The sequence below is a fragment of the Nonomuraea sp. 10N515B genome (assembly GCF_052245915.1).
In the GTDB taxonomy this organism is placed as follows: domain Bacteria; phylum Actinomycetota; class Actinomycetes; order Streptosporangiales; family Streptosporangiaceae; genus Nonomuraea.
This window is the reverse complement of record NZ_JBQQBQ010000005.1, coordinates 143,283-160,607: the sequence shown is the minus strand read 5'-3', so window position 1 is coordinate 160,607 and position 17,325 is coordinate 143,283. Positions and strand designations below refer to the sequence as shown.

The 17,325-nt window shown below is 69.7% G+C and carries 14 protein-coding genes; 10 read left to right on the top strand and 4 right to left on the bottom strand.

The genetic code is table 11. The features are described 5' to 3' along the window. The first annotated feature begins 24 nt into the window (after window positions 1-24). The 3 genes from ACTWQA_RS09150 to ACTWQA_RS09140 all read left to right on the top strand — a co-directional run bounded on the left by ACTWQA_RS09150 (window position 25) and on the right by ACTWQA_RS09140 (window position 4,208). A complete protein-coding gene (locus ACTWQA_RS09150; protein ID WP_443158840.1) occupies window positions 25-2,232 on the top strand; it encodes an FdhF/YdeP family oxidoreductase in 2,208 nt (735 codons plus the stop codon). Then, window positions 2,229-3,068, top strand: coding sequence for a formate dehydrogenase accessory sulfurtransferase FdhD (gene fdhD / locus ACTWQA_RS09145; protein ID WP_443158839.1), 840 nt, complete (start codon window positions 2,229-2,231; stop codon window positions 3,066-3,068). The genes ACTWQA_RS09150 and fdhD overlap by 4 nt, the downstream gene beginning before the upstream one ends. A gap of 66 nt (window positions 3,069-3,134) precedes the next feature. Beyond that, the gene (locus tag ACTWQA_RS09140) at window positions 3,135-4,208 is read left to right on the top strand and encodes an epoxide hydrolase family protein (RefSeq protein WP_443158838.1); all 1,074 of its coding nucleotides are present in this window, start codon (window positions 3,135-3,137) and stop codon (window positions 4,206-4,208) included. A 15-nt stretch (window positions 4,209-4,223) separates the two neighbouring features. Here the strand turns inward: ACTWQA_RS09140 and ACTWQA_RS09135 are convergent, their stop codons facing one another. From ACTWQA_RS09135 to ACTWQA_RS09125, 3 genes are all read right to left on the bottom strand, one after another. After that, the gene (locus tag ACTWQA_RS09135; RefSeq protein WP_443158837.1) at window positions 4,224-6,845 is read right to left on the bottom strand and encodes a phosphoenolpyruvate carboxylase; all 2,622 of its coding nucleotides are present in this window, start codon (window positions 6,843-6,845) and stop codon (window positions 4,224-4,226) included. Between the two features lie 121 nt (window positions 6,846-6,966). Beyond that, a complete protein-coding gene (locus ACTWQA_RS09130) occupies window positions 6,967-8,532 on the bottom strand; it encodes a hypothetical protein (protein ID WP_443158836.1) in 1,566 nt (521 codons plus the stop codon). Continuing rightward, complete coding sequence (locus ACTWQA_RS09125) at window positions 8,529-9,305, bottom strand: ABC transporter ATP-binding protein (RefSeq protein ID WP_443158835.1); 777 nt, start codon at window positions 9,303-9,305, stop codon at window positions 8,529-8,531. Before ACTWQA_RS09125 ends, ACTWQA_RS09130 begins: the two co-directional genes overlap by 4 nt. A gap of 36 nt (window positions 9,306-9,341) precedes the next feature. On the opposite strand from ACTWQA_RS09125, the gene ACTWQA_RS09120 reads away from it, so the two are divergent. From ACTWQA_RS09120 to ACTWQA_RS09110, 3 genes are all read left to right on the top strand, one after another. Beyond that, complete coding sequence (locus ACTWQA_RS09120) at window positions 9,342-10,931, top strand: acyl-CoA carboxylase subunit beta (RefSeq protein ID WP_443158834.1); 1,590 nt, start codon at window positions 9,342-9,344, stop codon at window positions 10,929-10,931. Further along, complete coding sequence (locus tag ACTWQA_RS09115; RefSeq protein WP_327585476.1) at window positions 10,928-11,128, top strand: acyl-CoA carboxylase subunit epsilon; 201 nt, start codon at window positions 10,928-10,930, stop codon at window positions 11,126-11,128. Before ACTWQA_RS09120 ends, ACTWQA_RS09115 begins: the two co-directional genes overlap by 4 nt. Before the next feature lie 107 nt (window positions 11,129-11,235). Beyond that, window positions 11,236-12,174 (top strand): NYN domain-containing protein, encoded by a 939-nt coding sequence (locus tag ACTWQA_RS09110; protein ID WP_305920277.1) that lies wholly within the window; start codon window positions 11,236-11,238, stop codon window positions 12,172-12,174. Here the strand turns inward: ACTWQA_RS09110 and ACTWQA_RS09105 are convergent. Beyond that, the gene (locus ACTWQA_RS09105) at window positions 12,163-13,125 is read right to left on the bottom strand and encodes a DUF5937 family protein (protein ID WP_443158833.1); all 963 of its coding nucleotides are present in this window, start codon (window positions 13,123-13,125) and stop codon (window positions 12,163-12,165) included. The genes ACTWQA_RS09110 and ACTWQA_RS09105 overlap by 12 nt on opposite strands. A 62-nt stretch (window positions 13,126-13,187) precedes the next feature. Here ACTWQA_RS09105 and ACTWQA_RS09100 point away from each other — a divergent pair, with 62 nt between their 5' ends. The 4 genes from ACTWQA_RS09100 (at window position 13,188) to ACTWQA_RS09085 (ending at window position 17,275) form a co-directional block, all read left to right on the top strand. Beyond that, window positions 13,188-14,264 (top strand): MFS transporter, encoded by a 1,077-nt coding sequence (locus tag ACTWQA_RS09100; protein WP_443158832.1) that lies wholly within the window; start codon window positions 13,188-13,190, stop codon window positions 14,262-14,264. 113 nt (window positions 14,265-14,377) lie between these two features. Beyond that, window positions 14,378-15,763, top strand: coding sequence for an AlkA N-terminal domain-containing protein (locus ACTWQA_RS09095; protein WP_443158831.1), 1,386 nt, complete (start codon window positions 14,378-14,380; stop codon window positions 15,761-15,763). Then, the gene (locus ACTWQA_RS09090; protein WP_443158830.1) at window positions 15,760-16,269 is read left to right on the top strand and encodes a methylated-DNA--[protein]-cysteine S-methyltransferase; all 510 of its coding nucleotides are present in this window, start codon (window positions 15,760-15,762) and stop codon (window positions 16,267-16,269) included. The genes ACTWQA_RS09095 and ACTWQA_RS09090 overlap by 4 nt, the downstream gene beginning before the upstream one ends. Window positions 16,270-16,303: 34 nt before the next feature. Further along, a complete protein-coding gene (locus ACTWQA_RS09085; protein ID WP_443158829.1) occupies window positions 16,304-17,275 on the top strand; it encodes a hypothetical protein in 972 nt (323 codons plus the stop codon). Window positions 17,276-17,325: the final 50 nt, after the last annotated feature.

The following is a 17,325-nucleotide window of genomic DNA, read 5'->3' as shown; positions in this document are numbered from 1 at the left end:
CTTCGCAGGAGGGAGGATGGAGACATGAGCAGCAAGCGTCTGGATCCGCGTAACTGGGCGTCCTGGCGGCCGTTCGGCATCGGGTTGCGCAAGCCGAACAATTACCTGGAGCTGTGGAAAGCGTTCAGGTCCGTCAAGGGCAACAGGCGCTACGCGTGGCGGATACTCAACCAGGGCACCTGCGACGGGTGCGCGCTGGGCACGCAGGGCATGCGTGACTGGACGATGGACGAGATCCATCTGTGCAACATCAGGCTGCGGCTGCTGCCGCTCAACACGATGCCGGCCATGGACGTCTCCGTGCTGCGCGAGGTCTCCGGGCTCGCCGGCAAGAAGAGCGCCGAGCTGCGGGAGCTCGGCCGGCTGCCCTATCCGATGCTGCGGCGGGCCGGGGAGGCCGGATTCACCCGCATCTCGTGGGACGAGGCGTTGCGGGTGGCGGCGGAAGGGCTGCGGGGAGCACGGTTCGGGGCCTACCTGACCAGTCGCGGCATGCCCAACGAAAACTACTACGCGGCACAGAAGGCGGTGCGTGCGCTCGGCACCAACAACGTCGACAACGCCGCCCGCATCTGCCACTCACCGTCCACCGTCGCACTCAAGCAGACCATCGGCGCGGCCGCCACGACCTGCTCCTACAGCGACTGGATCGGCTCGGACCTCATCGTCTTCATCGGCTCGAACCCGTCGAACAACCAGCCGGTGGCGATGAAATACCTCTACCACGCCAAGAAGGAGGGCACCCGGATCGCGATGGTCAACGCCTACCGCGAGCCCGGCATGGACAAATACTGGGTGCCGTCGAACGCCGAGTCCGCGGTGTTCGGCACGAAGATCACCGATGAGTTCTTCGGCGTGAACGTGGGCGGCGACATCGGCTTCCTCAACGGCGTGCTCAAGCACCTCATCGAGAACGACTGGGTGGACAAGGCGTTCGTGGACCAGCGGACGAGCGGCTTCGAGGACGTGCGGCGGGCCGTCGCCGGCCAGTCGTGGGAGGAGCTGGAAGCGCTGTCCGGCGCCTCGCGCGACGACATGCTCCGCCTGGCCAGGATGCTGGGCGAGGCCCGGTCGGCGGTGCTCGTGTGGTCCATGGGGATCACCCAGCACGCCTACGGCGAGGACAACGTGCGGGCGATCGTCAATCTGGCACTCGCCCGGGGCTTCGTCGGGCGGGACAAGTGCGGGCTGATGCCGATCCGCGGGCACAGCGGTGTGCAGGGCGGGGCGGAGATGGGCGCGTACGCGACCGGGCTGCCGGGCGGGCTGCCGATCACACCAGAAAATGCCGCGAAATTTACGGACATGTGGGGATTCGAGGTGCCGGACACGCCCGGCCTGACCGCCACCGACATGATCGACGCCGCCCACCGCGGGGACCTCGACGCGCTCGTCTCCTCGGGCGGCAACTTCCTGGAGGTGCTCCCCGACCCGGCCTACTGCCGTGAGGCCCTGTCGCGGCTGCGGCTGCGGGTGCACATCGACATCGTGTTGTCGTCGCAGATGCTCGTGCCTGGCGAGGGCGACGTGCTGCTGCTGCCCGCCCAGACCCGCTATGAGATGGTCGGCGGCGTGACCGAGACCTCCACCGAGCGGCGGATCATCTTCTCGCCTGAGGTGGAGGGATCGCGGATCGGCGAGGCGTGGCCGGAGTGGAAGATCTTCACGGAGCTGGCCGCCCACACCCGCCCTGAAATTTCGGCAAAAATCCGCTTCACCGGCACACCGCAGATCCGCGCCGAGATCGAGAAGGCCGTCCCCTTCTACGAGGGCATCGCCGGCCTGTCGAAGTTCGGAGACAACGTCCAGTACGGCGGCCGCCACCTGTTCGCCGACGGCCGCTTCCAGACCCCGGACGGGCTCGGCAGGTTCTCCGCCGTCGAGCCGCCCGCGCTGGAACGCCCCGATGGGACCTTCATGGTGGCCACCAGGCGCGGCAAGCAGTTCAACAGTATGGTCCACGAGCGACGCGACGCCTTCAACAACGCGGTGCGCGAGGCCGTGCTGATGAGCGCGTACGACGCCGACCGCCTGGGCCTGCCCGACGGCGCCAGAGTCGAGCTACGCTCGGGCGGGCGAACATACCAGGGCAGGGTCCTGCGGGCCCCGCTCATGCCCGGCAACCTGCAGATTCACTGGCCGGAGGGCAATGTGCTGCTGGATGAGTCCCGCCGCTCGCCCCAGGCGCGCATCCCCGACTACAACGCCCTCGTCACCGTGCGGCCGCTATGAAGAGGCGACCCGGCCCCACCACCCGCGCCAGGATCCGGGAGCTCAACGGCTCCGTCGCCAGGGACCGCCGCGACGACCTGGCCACGGAGGAGCCGCTGGAGATCCGGCTCACCGCGCCGGACGGCGAGCGCAAGACCGTCGCCATCACCATGCGCACGCCGGGCCACGACTTCGAGCTGGCCGCCGGGTTCCTGCACGGCGAAGGGCTCGCGCGGCCCGGCGACGTCGCGGCCATCGTCTACTGCACCGACGAGGACCTCCCGCCGGAGGCCCGCTACAACACGGTCACCGTACGCCTGCGCGGCCCCATCCCCGACCTGCCCGCGCTGGACCGGCACTTCCTCACCTCCAGCGCGTGCGGCGTCTGCGGCTCGGCCAGCCTCGACGCGCTGCGCGACCGCTGCGCGCCCCTCCCGGAGGGCTCGCTGCGGCTCACCCCCGACATCCTGTACGGGCTGCCGGACACGCTCCGCAGCGCCCAGGGTGTGTTCGGCAAGACCGGCGGACTGCACGCCGCGGGGCTGTTCTCGGCCACCGGCACGCTGGTGGCGCTGCGTGAGGACGTGGGGCGGCACAACGCGGTGGACAAGCTGGTCGGCTGGGCCGCGATGGCGGAGCGGCTGCCGCTGGCCGAGCATGTGCTCATGGTCAGCGGCCGGGCCAGCTACGAGATCATGCAGAAGGCCCTCGCCGCCGGGATCCCGGCGGTCTGCGCGGTGTCGGCGCCCTCGTCGCTCGCCGTGGAGCTGGCCAGGGAGTTCGGCATGACGCTGGTGGGCTTCCTGCGCGGGGAGCGCTGCAACGTGTACGCGGATCAGGAACGGATCAGACCATAGTTATGGAATAAAGCATTCCGTTCTGATATTCTTGGAACAGAACAAACCGTTCCGAGAGGATGCGTCATGAACCCCTTCCGTGTCGAGATTCCTCAGACCGACCTCGACAACCTCCAGGCCCGCCTCGCCATGACCCGCTTCACCGACGAGATCCCCGGCGCCGACCAGGGCGTGACCGTCGAGCGGGTCAAGCGCCTGGTCGGCTACTGGCGCGACGGCTTCGACTGGCGGGCCCAGGAGGCCAGGCTCAACGCGTACCCGCAGTTCACCACGGAGATCGACGGGCAGAACATCCACTTCATCCACGTGCGCAGCGACAACCCCGACGCCCTGGCGCTGATCCTCACCCACGGCTGGCCCGGCTCGATCGTCGAATACCTCGACGCCATCGAGCCGCTCTCGCGCCACTTCCACCTGGTCGTCCCGTCGCTGCCCGGCTACGGCTTCTCCGGCCCCACCAAGGAGCTGGGCTGGAACAACCCGCGCATCGCCCGCGCGTGGGCCGAGCTGATGGCCCGGCTGGGCTATGAGCGCTACGGCGCGGTGGGCAACGACGCCGGCTCGATGATCTCGCCCGAGGTCGGCCGCGTCGATCCCGGCCACGTCGTGGGCGTGCACGTCACGCAGCTGTTCTCGTTCCCCTCGGGCGACCCCGCCGAGTTCGCGGAGCTGAGCGAGGAGGAGCAGGCCGGGCTGGCGGTGCTGGAGTGGTTCTGGAAGGAGAAGGGCGCCTTCAACGTGCTGCACGCACAGCAGCCACAGACGCTCGCCCACGCCATCGCCGACTCCCCCGCCGGCCTGCTCGGCTGGCTGGCCCAGCTCCTCGACGACGACCTGGACGACGACTTCGTGCTGGCCAACGCGGCAATCTACTGGTTCACCGGGACCGCCGGCTCCGCGATCCGCCTTTACTGGGAGAACGCGCGCGCCGAGCAGCCCAAGGAGCCCACGACCGTGCCGACGGCGCTGGCGATGGGCGAGGGCGACTTCAAGTCGATCCGCCGCTTCGCCGACCGGGACCACGCCAACATCGTCAGCTGGAAGACGCTGCCGGCCCCGGCCCACGGTCACTACACCGCGCACACCGCGACCGAGGCGCTCACCTCCGACGTCATCGCCTTCTTCACGGGCCTGCGCTAGCCCCGTTGTCGCGCATCAGCCGGTGTTCTGCAGGCCCGCCGCCACCCCGTTGACCGACAGGAGCAGGAGCGTGGACAGCCGATCGCGTTCCTGCTCCGACGGCTGGCCGGTGCGCAGGGCGCGCAGGGCACGCAGCTGGAGGTGCGACAGCGCGTCCACGTACGGGTCGCGCAGCTGGACGGCGCGCGACAGCACCTTGCGGTTCTCCAGCAGCCTCGTGTGCCCGGTGACGCGCAGCACCAGGTCGCGGGTCCGGTCGTACTCCTCCAGGACCTGCCGGGTGAAGTCCTCCCTGCCGCCCAGGGCCAGGTAGCGCATGGCGATCGAGCGGTCGGTCTTGGCCAGTGACATCTCCGCGTTGTCCAGCATTGCGTTGAACAGCGGCCACTCCGCGTACGCGGCCCGCAGCTCCTCCAGCGAGCCCACCGACGCCAGTCCGGTGCCCAGGCCGTACCAGCCGGGCAGGTTGACCCGGGTCTGCGCCCACGCGAACACCCACGGGATCGCCCGCAGGTCGTCGAGCGAGCGCGGCGCGCCCAGGCCGCGGCGGGCCGGGCGGGAGCCCAGGCGCAGCGTGCCGATCTCCTCCAGCGGGCTGACCAGGCCGAACCACTCGGGGAAGCCCGGCGCCTCGGTCAGCGCCCGGTACGCCTGCTCCGACGCGACCGCCACCTGCTCGGCGAGGCCGCGGAAGCGCTCGGCCGCGGCCGCGGTGCGGGCGCCGATCGTGGGCGAGGAGGCCATCAGGACGGCGTTGGTGACCTGTTCCAGGTGGCGGCGGGCGATCGCGATGTGACCGTAGCGGGCGAAGATGACCTCGCCCTGCTCGGTGACCTTGAAACGACCCGCGACCGAGCCGGGGGCCTGCGCCAGCACCGCGCGGTTGGCCGGGCCGCCACCACGGCCGAGCGCGCCGCCACGGCCGTGGAACATGCGCAGCTTCACGTCGTGCTTCGCGGCCCAGGCGGTCAGCTCCTCCTGCGCCTCGTACAGGCGCAGCGTGGCGGCGGCCGGGCCGAGTTCCTTGGCGGAGTCGGAGTAGCCGAGCATGATCTCCAGGCGCCGGCCGGTGGCCGCCAGGCGCTCCTGGATCTGCGGGATCTCCAGCATGCCGCTCAGCACGCGCGGCGAGTTGGCCAGGTCCTGGCCGGACTCGAACAGCGGCACCACGTCCAGGACGGGCGCGCGGTCGCCGAGCGCGTGCCGGGCCAGCTCGTAGACGGCCGCGACGTCGTTGGCGGAGCGGGTGAAGGAGACCACGTAACGGGAGCAGGCGGTGACGCCGAACCGCTCCTGGATCCAGCCGATCACCCGGATCGTGGCCAGGACCTCCTCGGTGCGCTCCGACAGCTCACCGTCGGCCCGCAGTTCCTCCAGCGCCGCCGCGTGCACCTGGGAGTGCTGGCGCACCTCCAGCTCGGCCAGGTGGAAGCCGAACGTCTCCACCTGCCAGATGAGGTGCTGCAACTCCCCGTACGCCTGCCGCGGCGCCGTGGCGGCCAGCGACTCCTGCGCCAGCCGCAGGTCGGCCAGCAGGCCGGCGGGCGAGCGGTAGGCCAGGTCGAGGTCGCGCCGCTGGGTGGCGGCGATGCGCGCGGCCACGAACAGCAACCACTGCCGGTGCGGCTCCCGCGGCGACCGGGTGGCCAGCTCGGAGACGACCCCGGGGTGGGCGGCCACGGTCGCGGCCAGCGCCGTCTTCAGCTCGGGTGAGCAGGGGGCGAGCGTGGCGGCGGCGGTGAGCGTGCGGGCGATGCGCAGGCACGCGGCCTCCAGCGCGGCCAGCACGTGCTCGGACTGGATCTGGATGGTCTCGCGGGTGACCCTGGCCGTGACGTTGGGGTTGCCGTCGCGGTCGCCGCCGATCCAGCTGCCGTATCTGACGAATGGCCTCGCCTGCGGCGGGCGGGTGCCAGTGCCCGGGTCGAGTGCCGCGTCCAGCGCGCGGTAGACCTGCGGCACCATGCGGAACAACGTCTCGTCGAAGGCGGCCATGGCGGTGCGCACTTCGTCGAGCGGGTCGAGCTTGGTCGAGCGCAGCTGGGCCGTGCGCCACAGCAGGTCGATCTCCTCCAGCAGGCGCCGCTTGCTCTCGGCCCGTTCGGAGGCCCCGCGACCTGGGGTGTTGTATTCGGTGAGCTGGCCGCTGATCCGCTGGATGGCGGTGACGACCGCGCGCCTGCGCGCCTCGGTCGGGTGCGCGGTCAGCACCGGGTGCAGCTCCAGGCCTTCCAGCAGCTCGGCGACCCGGTCGTGGCCCAGCTCGTGGACGGCCTGCGCCATCGACTCCCGCTGGACCCTGCCCTCGGCGTCCCGCTCGCGCAGCGTGCGGATCCGATAATGCTCCTCGGCCAGGTTGGCCAGGTGGAAATAACACGTGAACGCGCGGGCGACCTGGACCGCCCGCTCGATGTCCCACGCCGCGACCATGTCGGTGATCACATCGGCCGAGATCTCGCCCCTGCGTGCCGCGATGACGGCCTTGCGCAGCCGTTCGACGTCGGCCAGCAGGTCCTCGCCGCCCTGCTCGGCGAGCACCTGGCCGAGCAGCTTGCCGAGCATCCGCACGTCGTGGCGCAGCTCGTCCGGCATCTCCGTCACTGCGGCGCTGCGATGTTCGAGCCCCTGGTCAATCATGTCTCGAAGGGTATCTAGTCGCCCGAAGTGCCCGTAGACCGGTCTCACCAATTGGACTAGACCACTGCGAGGGAGTGCCGTCGCCTGGAGCCGCCGAACGGAGTGGGGCCATAGACACTGGTCAGGAGGCCTTCGACACGGCCCCGAGCAGCTCGGGGAGCCGGCCGAAGCCGATCTTGGCGGCCAGCCGCCTGCCGAGCACCTCGGCCAGCAGCCCGTAGAACGGCGCGAGCACGCTGACCCACAGGAGCCCGAAGATGAGGGGCACCACGAAGGGCAGCGACAGCAGCGCGATCCCGAGCATCGCGCCCATGGAGGAGGCGAACGCCTGCCCGCCCTGCCCGGGAGCGGCGCCGCTGAAGGCGTTCATCCGCTCGGGCACGGAGTAGGGCAGCACGACGCTGGTCACGGAGCCGACGCCGAGGCCGATCCCGAGCGCGCCCCAGCCGGCCAGCATCGCCGGCAGGATCGCCGCCGGGTGGCCGGCGAACAGGCCCGCGCCGACCGCGATCACGGCGAGCAGCGGCACCGCGACCAGCGCGTTGGCCAGGTGGCGCCCGGCCAGGTCCGTGGCCAGGCTGCGCTCGGAGCCGAACGTCACGGCGTTCATCCAGAGCGAGCGCCCGTCGATGCCGAACGCGTTGCCCGACTGCAGCGCGATCATCAGGGCGCCGCCCGTCGCGATCACGATCGGCAGGCCCGGCCCCGGCGGCCCATCCGACGTGTTGCTCAGCGAGACCGACAACACGAGCGTGACCACGACGGCGCTGAACCAGCCCACGCGGAACCTCGGCTCGCGCCTGATGTACTTCAGCTCCTTGGTAACCACAGCGGCCAGCGGCCCGTCCGGCAAGATCCGGTCCACCAGTCCGCTCTCCCTGCGTACGGAGGCCGCCTGGGTGGAGACGTCCGGCGTGACCAGCGCACGGCTCAGTGCTTTGATCCACAGCCAGGCGAGCGCCACGACGAGCACCGCGAGGAACGCGAGCTCGGCCAGCCCGACCAGGCCGCCGTCGGCGATCGCGTGCGCGGCCATGCCCGGCGGGGTCCACCGGAGCACGGCTGCCATCTGGTGCAGCATCGCCTCCGGGTCGCCGAAGCCGCGGTTCAACACCAGGTTGGGCAGCTGCGCGAGCACCACCACGAGCAGGGCGGCCACGGCCAGCACGTCACGGCCGCGCCGGGTGCGCAGCGCGCTCGACAGCGACGTGGTGATCAGCCGTGACGTCACCACGCAGAGCGCGAACTGCAGCAGCACGGCCGGCACACCGAGCAGCACGCCGCCGATGTTGACAGGCAGCGCGATCAGCGCGCCGACCGTGACGATCAGCATCGCGGCCGGCCAGACGCCCGTCACGGACGCGGTGAACATGCCGACCGCCAGCGTGCGCGTCCGCAGCGGGAACAACGACAACTTGGCCGGGTCGAGCGTGTCGTCCAGGCCGAACGCCATCAGCGGCACGATCATCCAGCCGAACAGGAAGAACGCGAACGCCACGATCACGAGCGAGGTCCTGATGTCGCCGGGCGCCAACCGGAGCAGGCTCATCAGGAGGAAGCCGAACGCGGCCAGACCGGTGGCCATGATCAGGGTGAAGATGAACCCGAGCTTGCGCTGGAGGTCGCCACGCAGATTGCCGACCAGCAGCCGGAGCTTCAGCCGCGCGAACAACGACACCGTGTTCATGGGGCTCCCTTGGTCTTGGCGCCCAGCCAGGTCAGTCCGGCCTCGCGGCCCTGCGCCGAGCCGCCGACCAGGTCAAGGAACGCCTGGTTGAGGCTGCGGCCGCCGCGCACCTGCTCCAGTGACCCCTGCGCCACGATGTGTCCCGCATTCATCACCGACACCCAGTCGCACAGCCGCTCGACCAGGTCCATCACGTGACTGGAGAAGATGACGGTCGAGCCGGAGGCGGTGAAGCGCTGGAGCACCTCGGTGAGCGTGTTGGCGCTGACCGGATCGACGCCCTCGAACGGCTCGTCCAGGAACAACACCGACGGGTTGTGCAATAACGCGGCCGCCAGGCCGATCTTCTTGCGCATGCCGGTGGAGTAGTCCACGACCAGCTTGTCGGCGGCGCCGGCCAGGTCCATCAGGTGCAGCAGCTCGCCGGCCCGCTGCTCCACCTCGCCTTTGGGGATGCCGCGCAACCGCCCCGCGTAGAGGAGCAGCTCGCGGCCCGACAGCCGCTCGAACAGCCGCAATCCCTCCGGCAGCACCCCGATGCGGGCCTTGACCTCGACGGGATCGCGCCACACATGGAGCCCGTCCACCTCGGCCGACCCGCCGTCCGGCCGGAGCAACCCGGTGATCATGCTGAGCGTGGTCGTCTTGCCCGCGCCGTTGGGCCCGACCAGGCCCGCGAAGCTGCCGGCGGGGACGACGAGATCGACTCCGGCCACCGCGACCTGCTGTCCGTATCGCTTGAACAGGCCCTGGGTGCGAACGGCATCCGTCATGGAACCAATCTATGAGGAGAGACTAGCCTTGCGCGTATGAGCGCAGCTGCGGAATCCATGCCGGACAAGCCGGATATCCATACGACTGCCGGAAAGATCGCTGACCTCGAGCGCCGCCTCGATGAGGCCGTGCACGCCGGGTCCGCGGCGGCGGTGGAGAAGCAGCACGCCAAGGGCAAGATGACGGCCAGGGAGCGGGTGCTCACGCTGCTGGACGAGGGCTCGTTCGTGGAGTTCGACGAGTTCGCCAGGCACCGGTCCACCATGTTCGGGCTGGACAAGCGGCGGCCGTACGGCGACGGGGTGATCACGGGGCACGGCACCGTCGACGGGCGGCAGGTGTGCGTGTTCTCGCAGGACGTGACCGTGTTCGGCGGCTCGCTCGGCGAAGTGTACGGCGAGAAGATCGTCAAGGTCCTCGACATGGCACTCAAGACCGGCTGCCCGATCATCGGGATCAACGAGGGCGGCGGCGCGCGGATCCAGGAGGGCGTGGTCGCACTCGGCCTCTACGCGGAGATCTTCAAGCGCAACGTGCACGCCTCCGGCGTGATCCCGCAGATCTCGCTCATCATGGGCGCCGCGGCCGGCGGGCACGTCTACTCCCCCGCGCTGACCGACTTCGTCGTGATGGTGGACCAGACGTCGCAGATGTTCATCACGGGCCCGGACGTGATCAAGACGGTGACGGGCGAGGAGGTCACGTTCGAGGAGCTCGGCGGGGCCCGCACGCACAACACGAAGTCGGGCGTGGCACACTACCAGGCCGCCGACGAGGAGGACGCGCTCGACTACGTCAAGGCGCTGCTGTCGTACCTGCCGTCGAACAACCTCGACGAGGCTCCGGTCTTCGAGACCGCCGCGGATCTGGAGCCGGATCCCGAGCTGGACGAGGTGATCCCGGACTCGCCGAACCAGCCGTACGACATGCACCGGGTGATCGAGCACGTGCTCGACGACGGAGAGTTCCTGGAAGTGCACGCATTGTTCGCGCCGAACGTCGTCGTGGGGTACGGCCGGGTGGACGGCCAGCCGGTCGGGGTGGTCGCGAACCAGCCCATGCATTTCGCCGGGTGTCTGGATATCAACGCATCCGAGAAGGCCGCGAGATTTATTCGAACATGTGATGCTTTTAATATTCCAATCCTGACTTTCGTTGATGTACCGGGTTTCCTGCCCGGCACGGATCAGGAATGGAACGGAATCATCCGCCGCGGCGCCAAGCTCCTCTACGCCTACGCCGAGGCCACCGTGCCGCTGATCACGGTGATCACCAGGAAGGCGTACGGCGGCGCGTACGACGTCATGGGGTCCAAGCACCTCGGCGCGGACATCAACCTGGCCTGGCCCACCGCGCAGATCGCGGTCATGGGCGCACAGGGCGCGGTCAACATTCTTTACCGGCGCGAGCTGGCCGCCGCCGAGGATTCTGACACCGAGCGGGCCAGGCTCGTCACCGAGTACGAGGACACACTGGCCAACCCGTACATCGCGGCGGAGCGCGGCTACGTGGACGCGGTGATCCGGCCGTCCGAGACCCGGCCCCAGGTCGTCAGGGCGCTGCGGGCGCTGCGGAACAAGCGGGCCACGCTCCCGCCGAAGAAGCATGGGAACATCCCGCTATGACGCCACATCTGCGTATTGTCCGGGGCGACGCCACGCCCGAGGAGATCGCCGCGTTGGTGACCGCGCTCGCCACACGACACGCCCAACCGTCAACGCCTCCCCAACCCCGTCGGCAAACATGGCGAAACCCCGCCAGAGGCATGCGTAAGCCTGTCCTTCCCGGGAAGTCGGCATGGCGGATGAGCGCTCTACCTTAGATAGATCCTGGGAAACGGGTGTCAAGCTCGCCGGGAGTTGGGACTATCTAGAGAAAGTAGGCGTATATAGTCGGCCGATCAACTAACACCGCGGCCTGGAGGACGACATGGCCATCCCAGACCTCATGCCGCATCCTGTGGCAGCCAAGTACGCCGTCCTAGTGGATGTCGGTTATCTGTACGCGGCGGCAGGTGAAGTGCTGCTCGGCGCCAAGGAGCGCAAGGAATATCGGGTGGCCGCTGATGAGCTCATCCAGAGTCTACAGAAACATGCAGAGGCACGTATTTCTGGCGAACTTCTGCGGATCTATTGGTATGACGCCGCCCGTGACCGCGTGCCCACCGTCGACCAGCGGGTCATCGCCCAGCTCCCTTGGGTCAAGGTGCGACTTGGCAACCTGAACGCCCGTGGCCAGCAGAAAGGCGTGGACGCGCAGATCAGGAGCGATCTGGAGGCCCTGGCGAGACATCATGCGGTCACCGACACGATCCTGCTGGCAGGGGACGAGGACATGGTCCCGGCGGTGGAGGCCGCCCAGGCGTACGGCGTGCGCATCCACCTGTGGGGCGTCGAGCCGCCGTACGGCACCAACCAGGCCGAGCGCCTGGTGTGGGAGTCCGACACCGTAGAAGTGATCTCTGCTGATTTCCTGAGGCCGTTTTTCAGCCGTGCTCCCCAGCCCGTCCCCGTCACCCCGCCCGCCGCTCCCTCGCCCGCGCAGGTCTTCGCCGGACGCGCGCCCGCCAAGCCGCACGCCAAGCCAGGGCAGGTGGCCAAGCTCGGGCCGAGCCGGCCGCGCGTGGAGGACGTGGGCGAGCACGTGGCGCAGAAGTGGATCCTCACCCGTGGCCGCGACAACATCCGCGACCTGCTGCCGGGGCCGATCCTGCCGACCGTGATCGACACGGAGCTGCTGATCGAGGCGGAGAAGGAGCTCGGCCACTCGCTGCGGCCGTTCCCCGAGGCCCGGGTGTGGCTGCGTGACGGGTTCTGGGCGCGCGTTTACCGCGAGTTCGACCTGGGGGTGGGGGTCTCATCGAAGTAGCGCCTCGGCGATCTCCGTACGGGCATAAAGCACGTATCGCCCCGTACGGTGCGCCGAGCACAATCCTGCCTTGCGGAGCGCGGTGAGGTGCTGGTTGACGCCGGCTTCGGAGAGCCCGGCGCGCCGGGCCAGGTCGCGCGTGGAGGCGGGCTGGTCGAGCTCGGCCAGCAGCCGGGCGCGGGTCCTGCCGAGCACGGCGGCCAGCGCTTCGGGCGGTTCCAGGTCGCGGCGCTCCCACAATGTGGCGATGCCGCGCGGCGCGTAGCGCACGGTGGGCTGGTACGGCGGCGTGGTGACCGAGAAGACCCGCGGCGCGACGAACACGCACGGCACCAGCAGCAGCCCGAGCCCGCGCAGCGAGCGCACTCCCGACGCGTACCGATGCTTGATGCGCAGCGTCCCGTCCTCCCAGGTGACGGCCTCGTCGAGGTCCGCCAGCATGCGCTGGGCACCGCCCTCGGCGAGCAGCTTGGCCCGGTAGAGGATCTCGCCCTCCAGCAGCGACCTGATCCGCGGCCAATAGGGCGCCATCGCGGCCCGCCAGTAGGCCTCGACCTCCTTGGCCAAACGTTCCAGGCCCCGCTCCGGGTCGTCGTAGAGGGCTTGGACGCGTTTCGTACGCGGACCTGGAATCTCGTCCAGGTCTGAGCGGACCCGGTCGGCCGCGCCCCGCATCGTGGCGAGTTCCAGCTCCAGGTCCGGCATGGACGTGGACGGCGGCGTGCAGGTGAAGCCCGCGATGGTGATCGTGGGCACCGGGACGAGCTCGGACAGCAAGCTCCAGTCGACGTCCTGGACGCGCCGGCGCACCTGGTCGGCCCAGGGCCGCAGGAGCGGGTGCGCCTGCGGGTCCTTCACCACACGGACGCTGGCCACGACCTCGCCGAGCGGTGAGATCGCGAAGCGGGTGTTGGCGAGGTCGTGGGCCGTGAACGTCAGGTCCAGGGTCATTGGATTCGCCTGTCACTTAATCAATGGCGGTGTTGGCTGACATCTCAGCCACTCTGGCTGACATGTCGGCAACTGCGGTGGACGAGCCGCTGCTGCGGTTTCCCGGGTTTCGCAACCTCTTCGTGGCCGGGGCGGTCAGCCAGCTCGGCAGTCAGATCAGCTACGTCGCGCTCCCCCTGCTGGCCGTGACCACACTGGGCGCGGGGGCCGGCGAGGTGGGGGTGTTGTCGGCGCTCGGCACGCTGACGGTGCTCCTGCTGGGACTGCCGGCCGGGGCCTGGGTGGACCGGGTGCGGCGGCGGCCGGTGATGATCGCCACCGATCTGCTGCGGGCCGGGGCGCTGCTGTCGGTGCCGGTCGCGTGGTGGGGCGGGTGGTTGTCCATGGGGCAGCTGTACACCGTGGCGGTGCTGGTGGGGGCGGGCACGTTGGTGTTCGACGTGGCGTCGATGAGCCTCGTGCCTGGACTGGTGGGGCGCGAGCGGTTGACGTCGGCGAACTCGCTGCTCGTGGGAATGGGCGCGGGGATGGACGTCGCTGGGCGGAGCGCGGCCGGGGTGCTGGTGCAGATCGCGGGTGCGCCGGTGCTCGTGGCGGCCCTGGTCCAGGGCGCGATGGCGAACCTGGCATTCCCGCTCTGCTCGGTACTGCTGCCTGTCCTCATCGTCGGCGAGCTGGGCTACCCGGAGTGGGTGCTGGGCACGTACCTCGCGGTCGGCGGGCTCGGCGTACTGGCGGGCTCGTCGTCCGCCCACCTGATCGGCCGCCGCCTCGGCACCGGCCGGGCAACGTGGCTCGTCAGCCTGGCCACGGCTCCTGCCTCGCCCGTGATCCCGTTCCTGGACCGAGGGCCGTGGTTGTGGGCGGGGGCGGCCGCCTGGTTCGTGCTGACGTTCCGCACCGGGGTCAACAACGTGCTGCTCGTCAGCCTGCGGCAACGCGTCACGCCGGACGCCATGCTGGGCCGGATGACGGCCACGATGCGGCTGCTGCTCATGGGCGCGCTCGGCCTGGGCGGTCTGCTGGCGGGCGCGCTCGGCGAGGTCTGGGGCGTGCGCTCCGCGCTGTGGCTGGGCGCCCTGATCATGGCGATGAGCTGGATCCCGATCTTCTTCTCCCCGCTCCGCCGACACCCCTGAGATTCCATGTCCGATTCCTGCCGGTCAGCGGCTACGACCTGCTGACCTGCCCTTTGACGGTGGCGTCCGATTTCCGCCAGTCAACACCCTCACAAGCGCATACCGTCGAAGACATGTCACCACTAGAGCTCGACTTCGACTCCTGCTACCGGGCCGTCTCGGCCAGGGACGCCCGGTTCGACGGGCGCTTCTACACGGCGGTGACGACGACGCGCATCTACTGCCGCCCGATCTGCCCCGCCCGTACGCCGGCCTCGCGCAACGTGCGTTTCTACCGGCACGCGGCCTCAGCCGAGGCAGCCGGGTTCCGCCCGTGCAAGCGTTGCCGTCCCGAGCTCTCCCCCGGGGATCCCGGCTGGGACGTCCGCGGCGACCTCGTCGGCCGGGCTTTGCGCCTGATCGACGACGGCGGGGCCGACGAGCAGGGCGTCGTGGGGCTGGCCAGGCGGCTGCACATCACCGAGCGGCACCTGCACCGGCTGTTCGTGGCCGAGCTGGGTGTCGGGCCGCTGGCGGTGGCGCGGACGAAGCGGCTGCTGCTGGCCAAGCAGCTCCTGACCGAGACGGGGCTGCCGGTGACGGAGGTGGCGTTCGCGGCCGGGTTCGGGAGCGTGCGGCAGTTCAACGCAACGATGCGGGAGACGTACGGCTTCACGCCCAGCGAGCTGCGGGCCACGGCCGGACCGCGGGTTTCCGACGCGACGCTCAGGCTGCGGCTGCACCGGCGGGAGCCATACGACGTGGAGGGGGTCTTCGCGTTCCTGGCCTCCCGGGCGATTCCGGGCCTGGAGGTGGCGGACCGGACGTCGTACTCGCGGGCCGTGCCGGGCGGGACGATCACGCTCACCCCGCGGCCGGACCACATCGCCCTGGATGTGGCGGTGGACGACACGCGGCAGCTCGCCCGCGTCGTAGCCCGCTGCCGCCGCCTCCTCGACCTGGACGCCGACCCGGACGCCATTGCCGAGATCCTCGGCCAGACCTCGCTCGGACCCCTCGTGTCGGCCCGGCCGGGATTGCGCGTGCCGGGGACGTTCGACGGGTTCGAGCTGGCGGTGCGGGCGGTCGTGGGCCAGCAGATCTCGGTGGCGGGCGCCCGTACCCTGCTCGGCCGCATCGTCGCCAGAGCCGCCGCACCTGGCGGCCTCTTCCCCACGCCGGCCCACCTCCTGGAGACCGACCTCACCGGCCTGGGCCTGACCAACCGCCGGATCGAGACCCTCAAGGACCTGGCCGCGCGCCTGGCCGAGGGCCAGATCGACCTGGACGGCGGCCAGGACCCCGCGGAAGCGGTGACGGGACTGCTCGAAGTGCCCGGCATCGGCCCGTGGACGGCCAGCTACGTCGCGTTGCGGGCGCTGCGCGACCCCGACGCCTGGCCCGCGGGCGACCTCGTGCTCAAGAAGCGCATGGCCGCCCTGGGCATCACTGACGACCACATCGAGCGGTGGCGGCCCTGGCGGGCCTACGCCGCGCTGCACCTCTGGAGCTCATCATGATCGCTGCACAGCTCATCCCGACCCCCATGGGGCCTCTGTCCCTGCTGTCCCGCGAGGGAATCCTGGTCGCGGCCGGCTTCACCGCCGACCCGAAGGAGATGTACGCCCGCCTCACGCCCGCCCTCCAGGCGGAGGGCCTGGAGGTGGTGGACGACCTGGGGGCGGCGTCGGAGGCCGTCCGCGCGTACCTGGCGGGCGACCTGGCCGCCCTGGACGCCATCCCGGTCTCCCAGCCCGGCAGCCCGACCCGCAATCGGCTGCACGCGGCGTTGCGTGAGGTGAAGGCGGGGACCACCGTCTCGTACGCGGAGCTGGCCGAACGGGCGGGACTGCCGAGGACGGCGGCCCGGGCGGCCGGCTCGGCGTGCGCCCAGAACCTGATCGCACCGTTCGTCCCGTGCCACCGAGTGCTGCCTGCCGGTGGGGGATATGGCGGGTATTACTACGGCGTACCAGTCAAAGAGTGGCTGCTTGCCCACGAATCCGGAGAAATTGCTCACCTATAGTAATGACTCGGATGCATTCGGTAATGTGTTCGCCATGCCAACTCTGCGACACGAGTTCCTTCTGGAGCTCGTTCGGAGACGCCCATCTCTGGCCGCCACCCTGCTGGCACAGGCGGGCGTCTCCGTATCCCCCTTCGAAGAGGCCCATCTGGGCACCGTCGACTTCAACCAATGGGCACCCGCTGAATTCCGGGCGGATTCGGTCGTCGTGCTGAGGAACGAGAACAAGCCGGTGTCGGCGATCGTGCTGGAGGTTCAGCGACAGACCGACCCAGACAAACAGTGGAGCTGGCCGGTATACGTGGCCACCCTCCGGTCTCACATTAAGTGCCCAGTGCTACTCCTGGTCTTCTGCGAGGACGCGAAAACAGCCCAGGACTGCGCGAAGGCCATCGACATGGGGCATCCCGGGTGGGTGCTGTACCCGATCGTCATCGGCCCGGACGGAATCCCGATGATCACCGACATCGGCCAGGCCATCGAACAACCCGAGCTCGCCACCATTTCGGCCATCCTGCACGGCCGCACCGAGTCCGGCCTGAAGGTGGTCCTCACACTCCTCTACGCAGTCACACGCGGGCCCAAGGAGCTGAAAGGCTATGCTGAGCTTGCGTTCGCGTGTCTCCCCCAGTCCATGATCGCCAAGGTTAGGGAGGTCGTGATGACCATGGCAGCCGAGTCCAGAATCGAGTTCTTTCTCGAGTGGGTCGCCGAAGGAGAGGCCAAGGGGATGGCCAAGGGGATGGCCAAGGGGATGGCTGAGGGGACGGCCAAGGGGATGGCCAAGGGGATGGCTGAGGGGACGGCCAAGGGGATGGCTGAGGGGACGGCCAAGGGGAAGGCCGAAGGCGAGGCCGAGTCCATCCTCCTGTTCCTGGAGGCGCGTGGCATTCCCGTGCCCGACGAGACACGAAAGCGCATCACCGAGTGCACGGACCTGGACATCCTCAGATCCTGGGTCCGCAAGGCCGCCACGGCCACGAACGCCGATGACCTGTTCGTGTAGAGACTCGATAGCCCCCTGGTTGTCGAGAAACTCGATAGTCGATGGATGGA

Coding starts and splice junctions, on each gene's coding strand:
- ACTWQA_RS09100 (WP_443158832.1), top strand. CDS start 13,188: ATGTCGGCAACTGCGGTGGACGAGCCGCTGCTGCGGTTTCCCGGGTTT.
- ACTWQA_RS09105 (WP_443158833.1), bottom strand. CDS start 13,125: ATGACCCTGGACCTGACGTTCACGGCCCACGACCTCGCCAACACCCGC.
- fdhD (WP_443158839.1), top strand. CDS start 2,229: ATGAAGAGGCGACCCGGCCCCACCACCCGCGCCAGGATCCGGGAGCTC.
- ACTWQA_RS09110 (WP_305920277.1), top strand. CDS start 11,236: ATGGCCATCCCAGACCTCATGCCGCATCCTGTGGCAGCCAAGTACGCC.
- ACTWQA_RS09150 (WP_443158840.1), top strand. CDS start 25: ATGAGCAGCAAGCGTCTGGATCCGCGTAACTGGGCGTCCTGGCGGCCG.
- ACTWQA_RS09090 (WP_443158830.1), top strand. CDS start 15,760: ATGATCGCTGCACAGCTCATCCCGACCCCCATGGGGCCTCTGTCCCTG.
- ACTWQA_RS09115 (WP_327585476.1), top strand. CDS start 10,928: ATGACGCCACATCTGCGTATTGTCCGGGGCGACGCCACGCCCGAGGAG.
- ACTWQA_RS09085 (WP_443158829.1), top strand. CDS start 16,304: ATGCCAACTCTGCGACACGAGTTCCTTCTGGAGCTCGTTCGGAGACGC.
- ACTWQA_RS09095 (WP_443158831.1), top strand. CDS start 14,378: ATGTCACCACTAGAGCTCGACTTCGACTCCTGCTACCGGGCCGTCTCG.
- ACTWQA_RS09120 (WP_443158834.1), top strand. CDS start 9,342: ATGAGCGCAGCTGCGGAATCCATGCCGGACAAGCCGGATATCCATACG.
- ACTWQA_RS09125 (WP_443158835.1), bottom strand. CDS start 9,305: ATGACGGATGCCGTTCGCACCCAGGGCCTGTTCAAGCGATACGGACAG.
- ACTWQA_RS09140 (WP_443158838.1), top strand. CDS start 3,135: ATGAACCCCTTCCGTGTCGAGATTCCTCAGACCGACCTCGACAACCTC.
- ACTWQA_RS09130 (WP_443158836.1), bottom strand. CDS start 8,532: ATGAACACGGTGTCGTTGTTCGCGCGGCTGAAGCTCCGGCTGCTGGTC.
- ACTWQA_RS09135 (WP_443158837.1), bottom strand. CDS start 6,845: ATGATTGACCAGGGGCTCGAACATCGCAGCGCCGCAGTGACGGAGATG.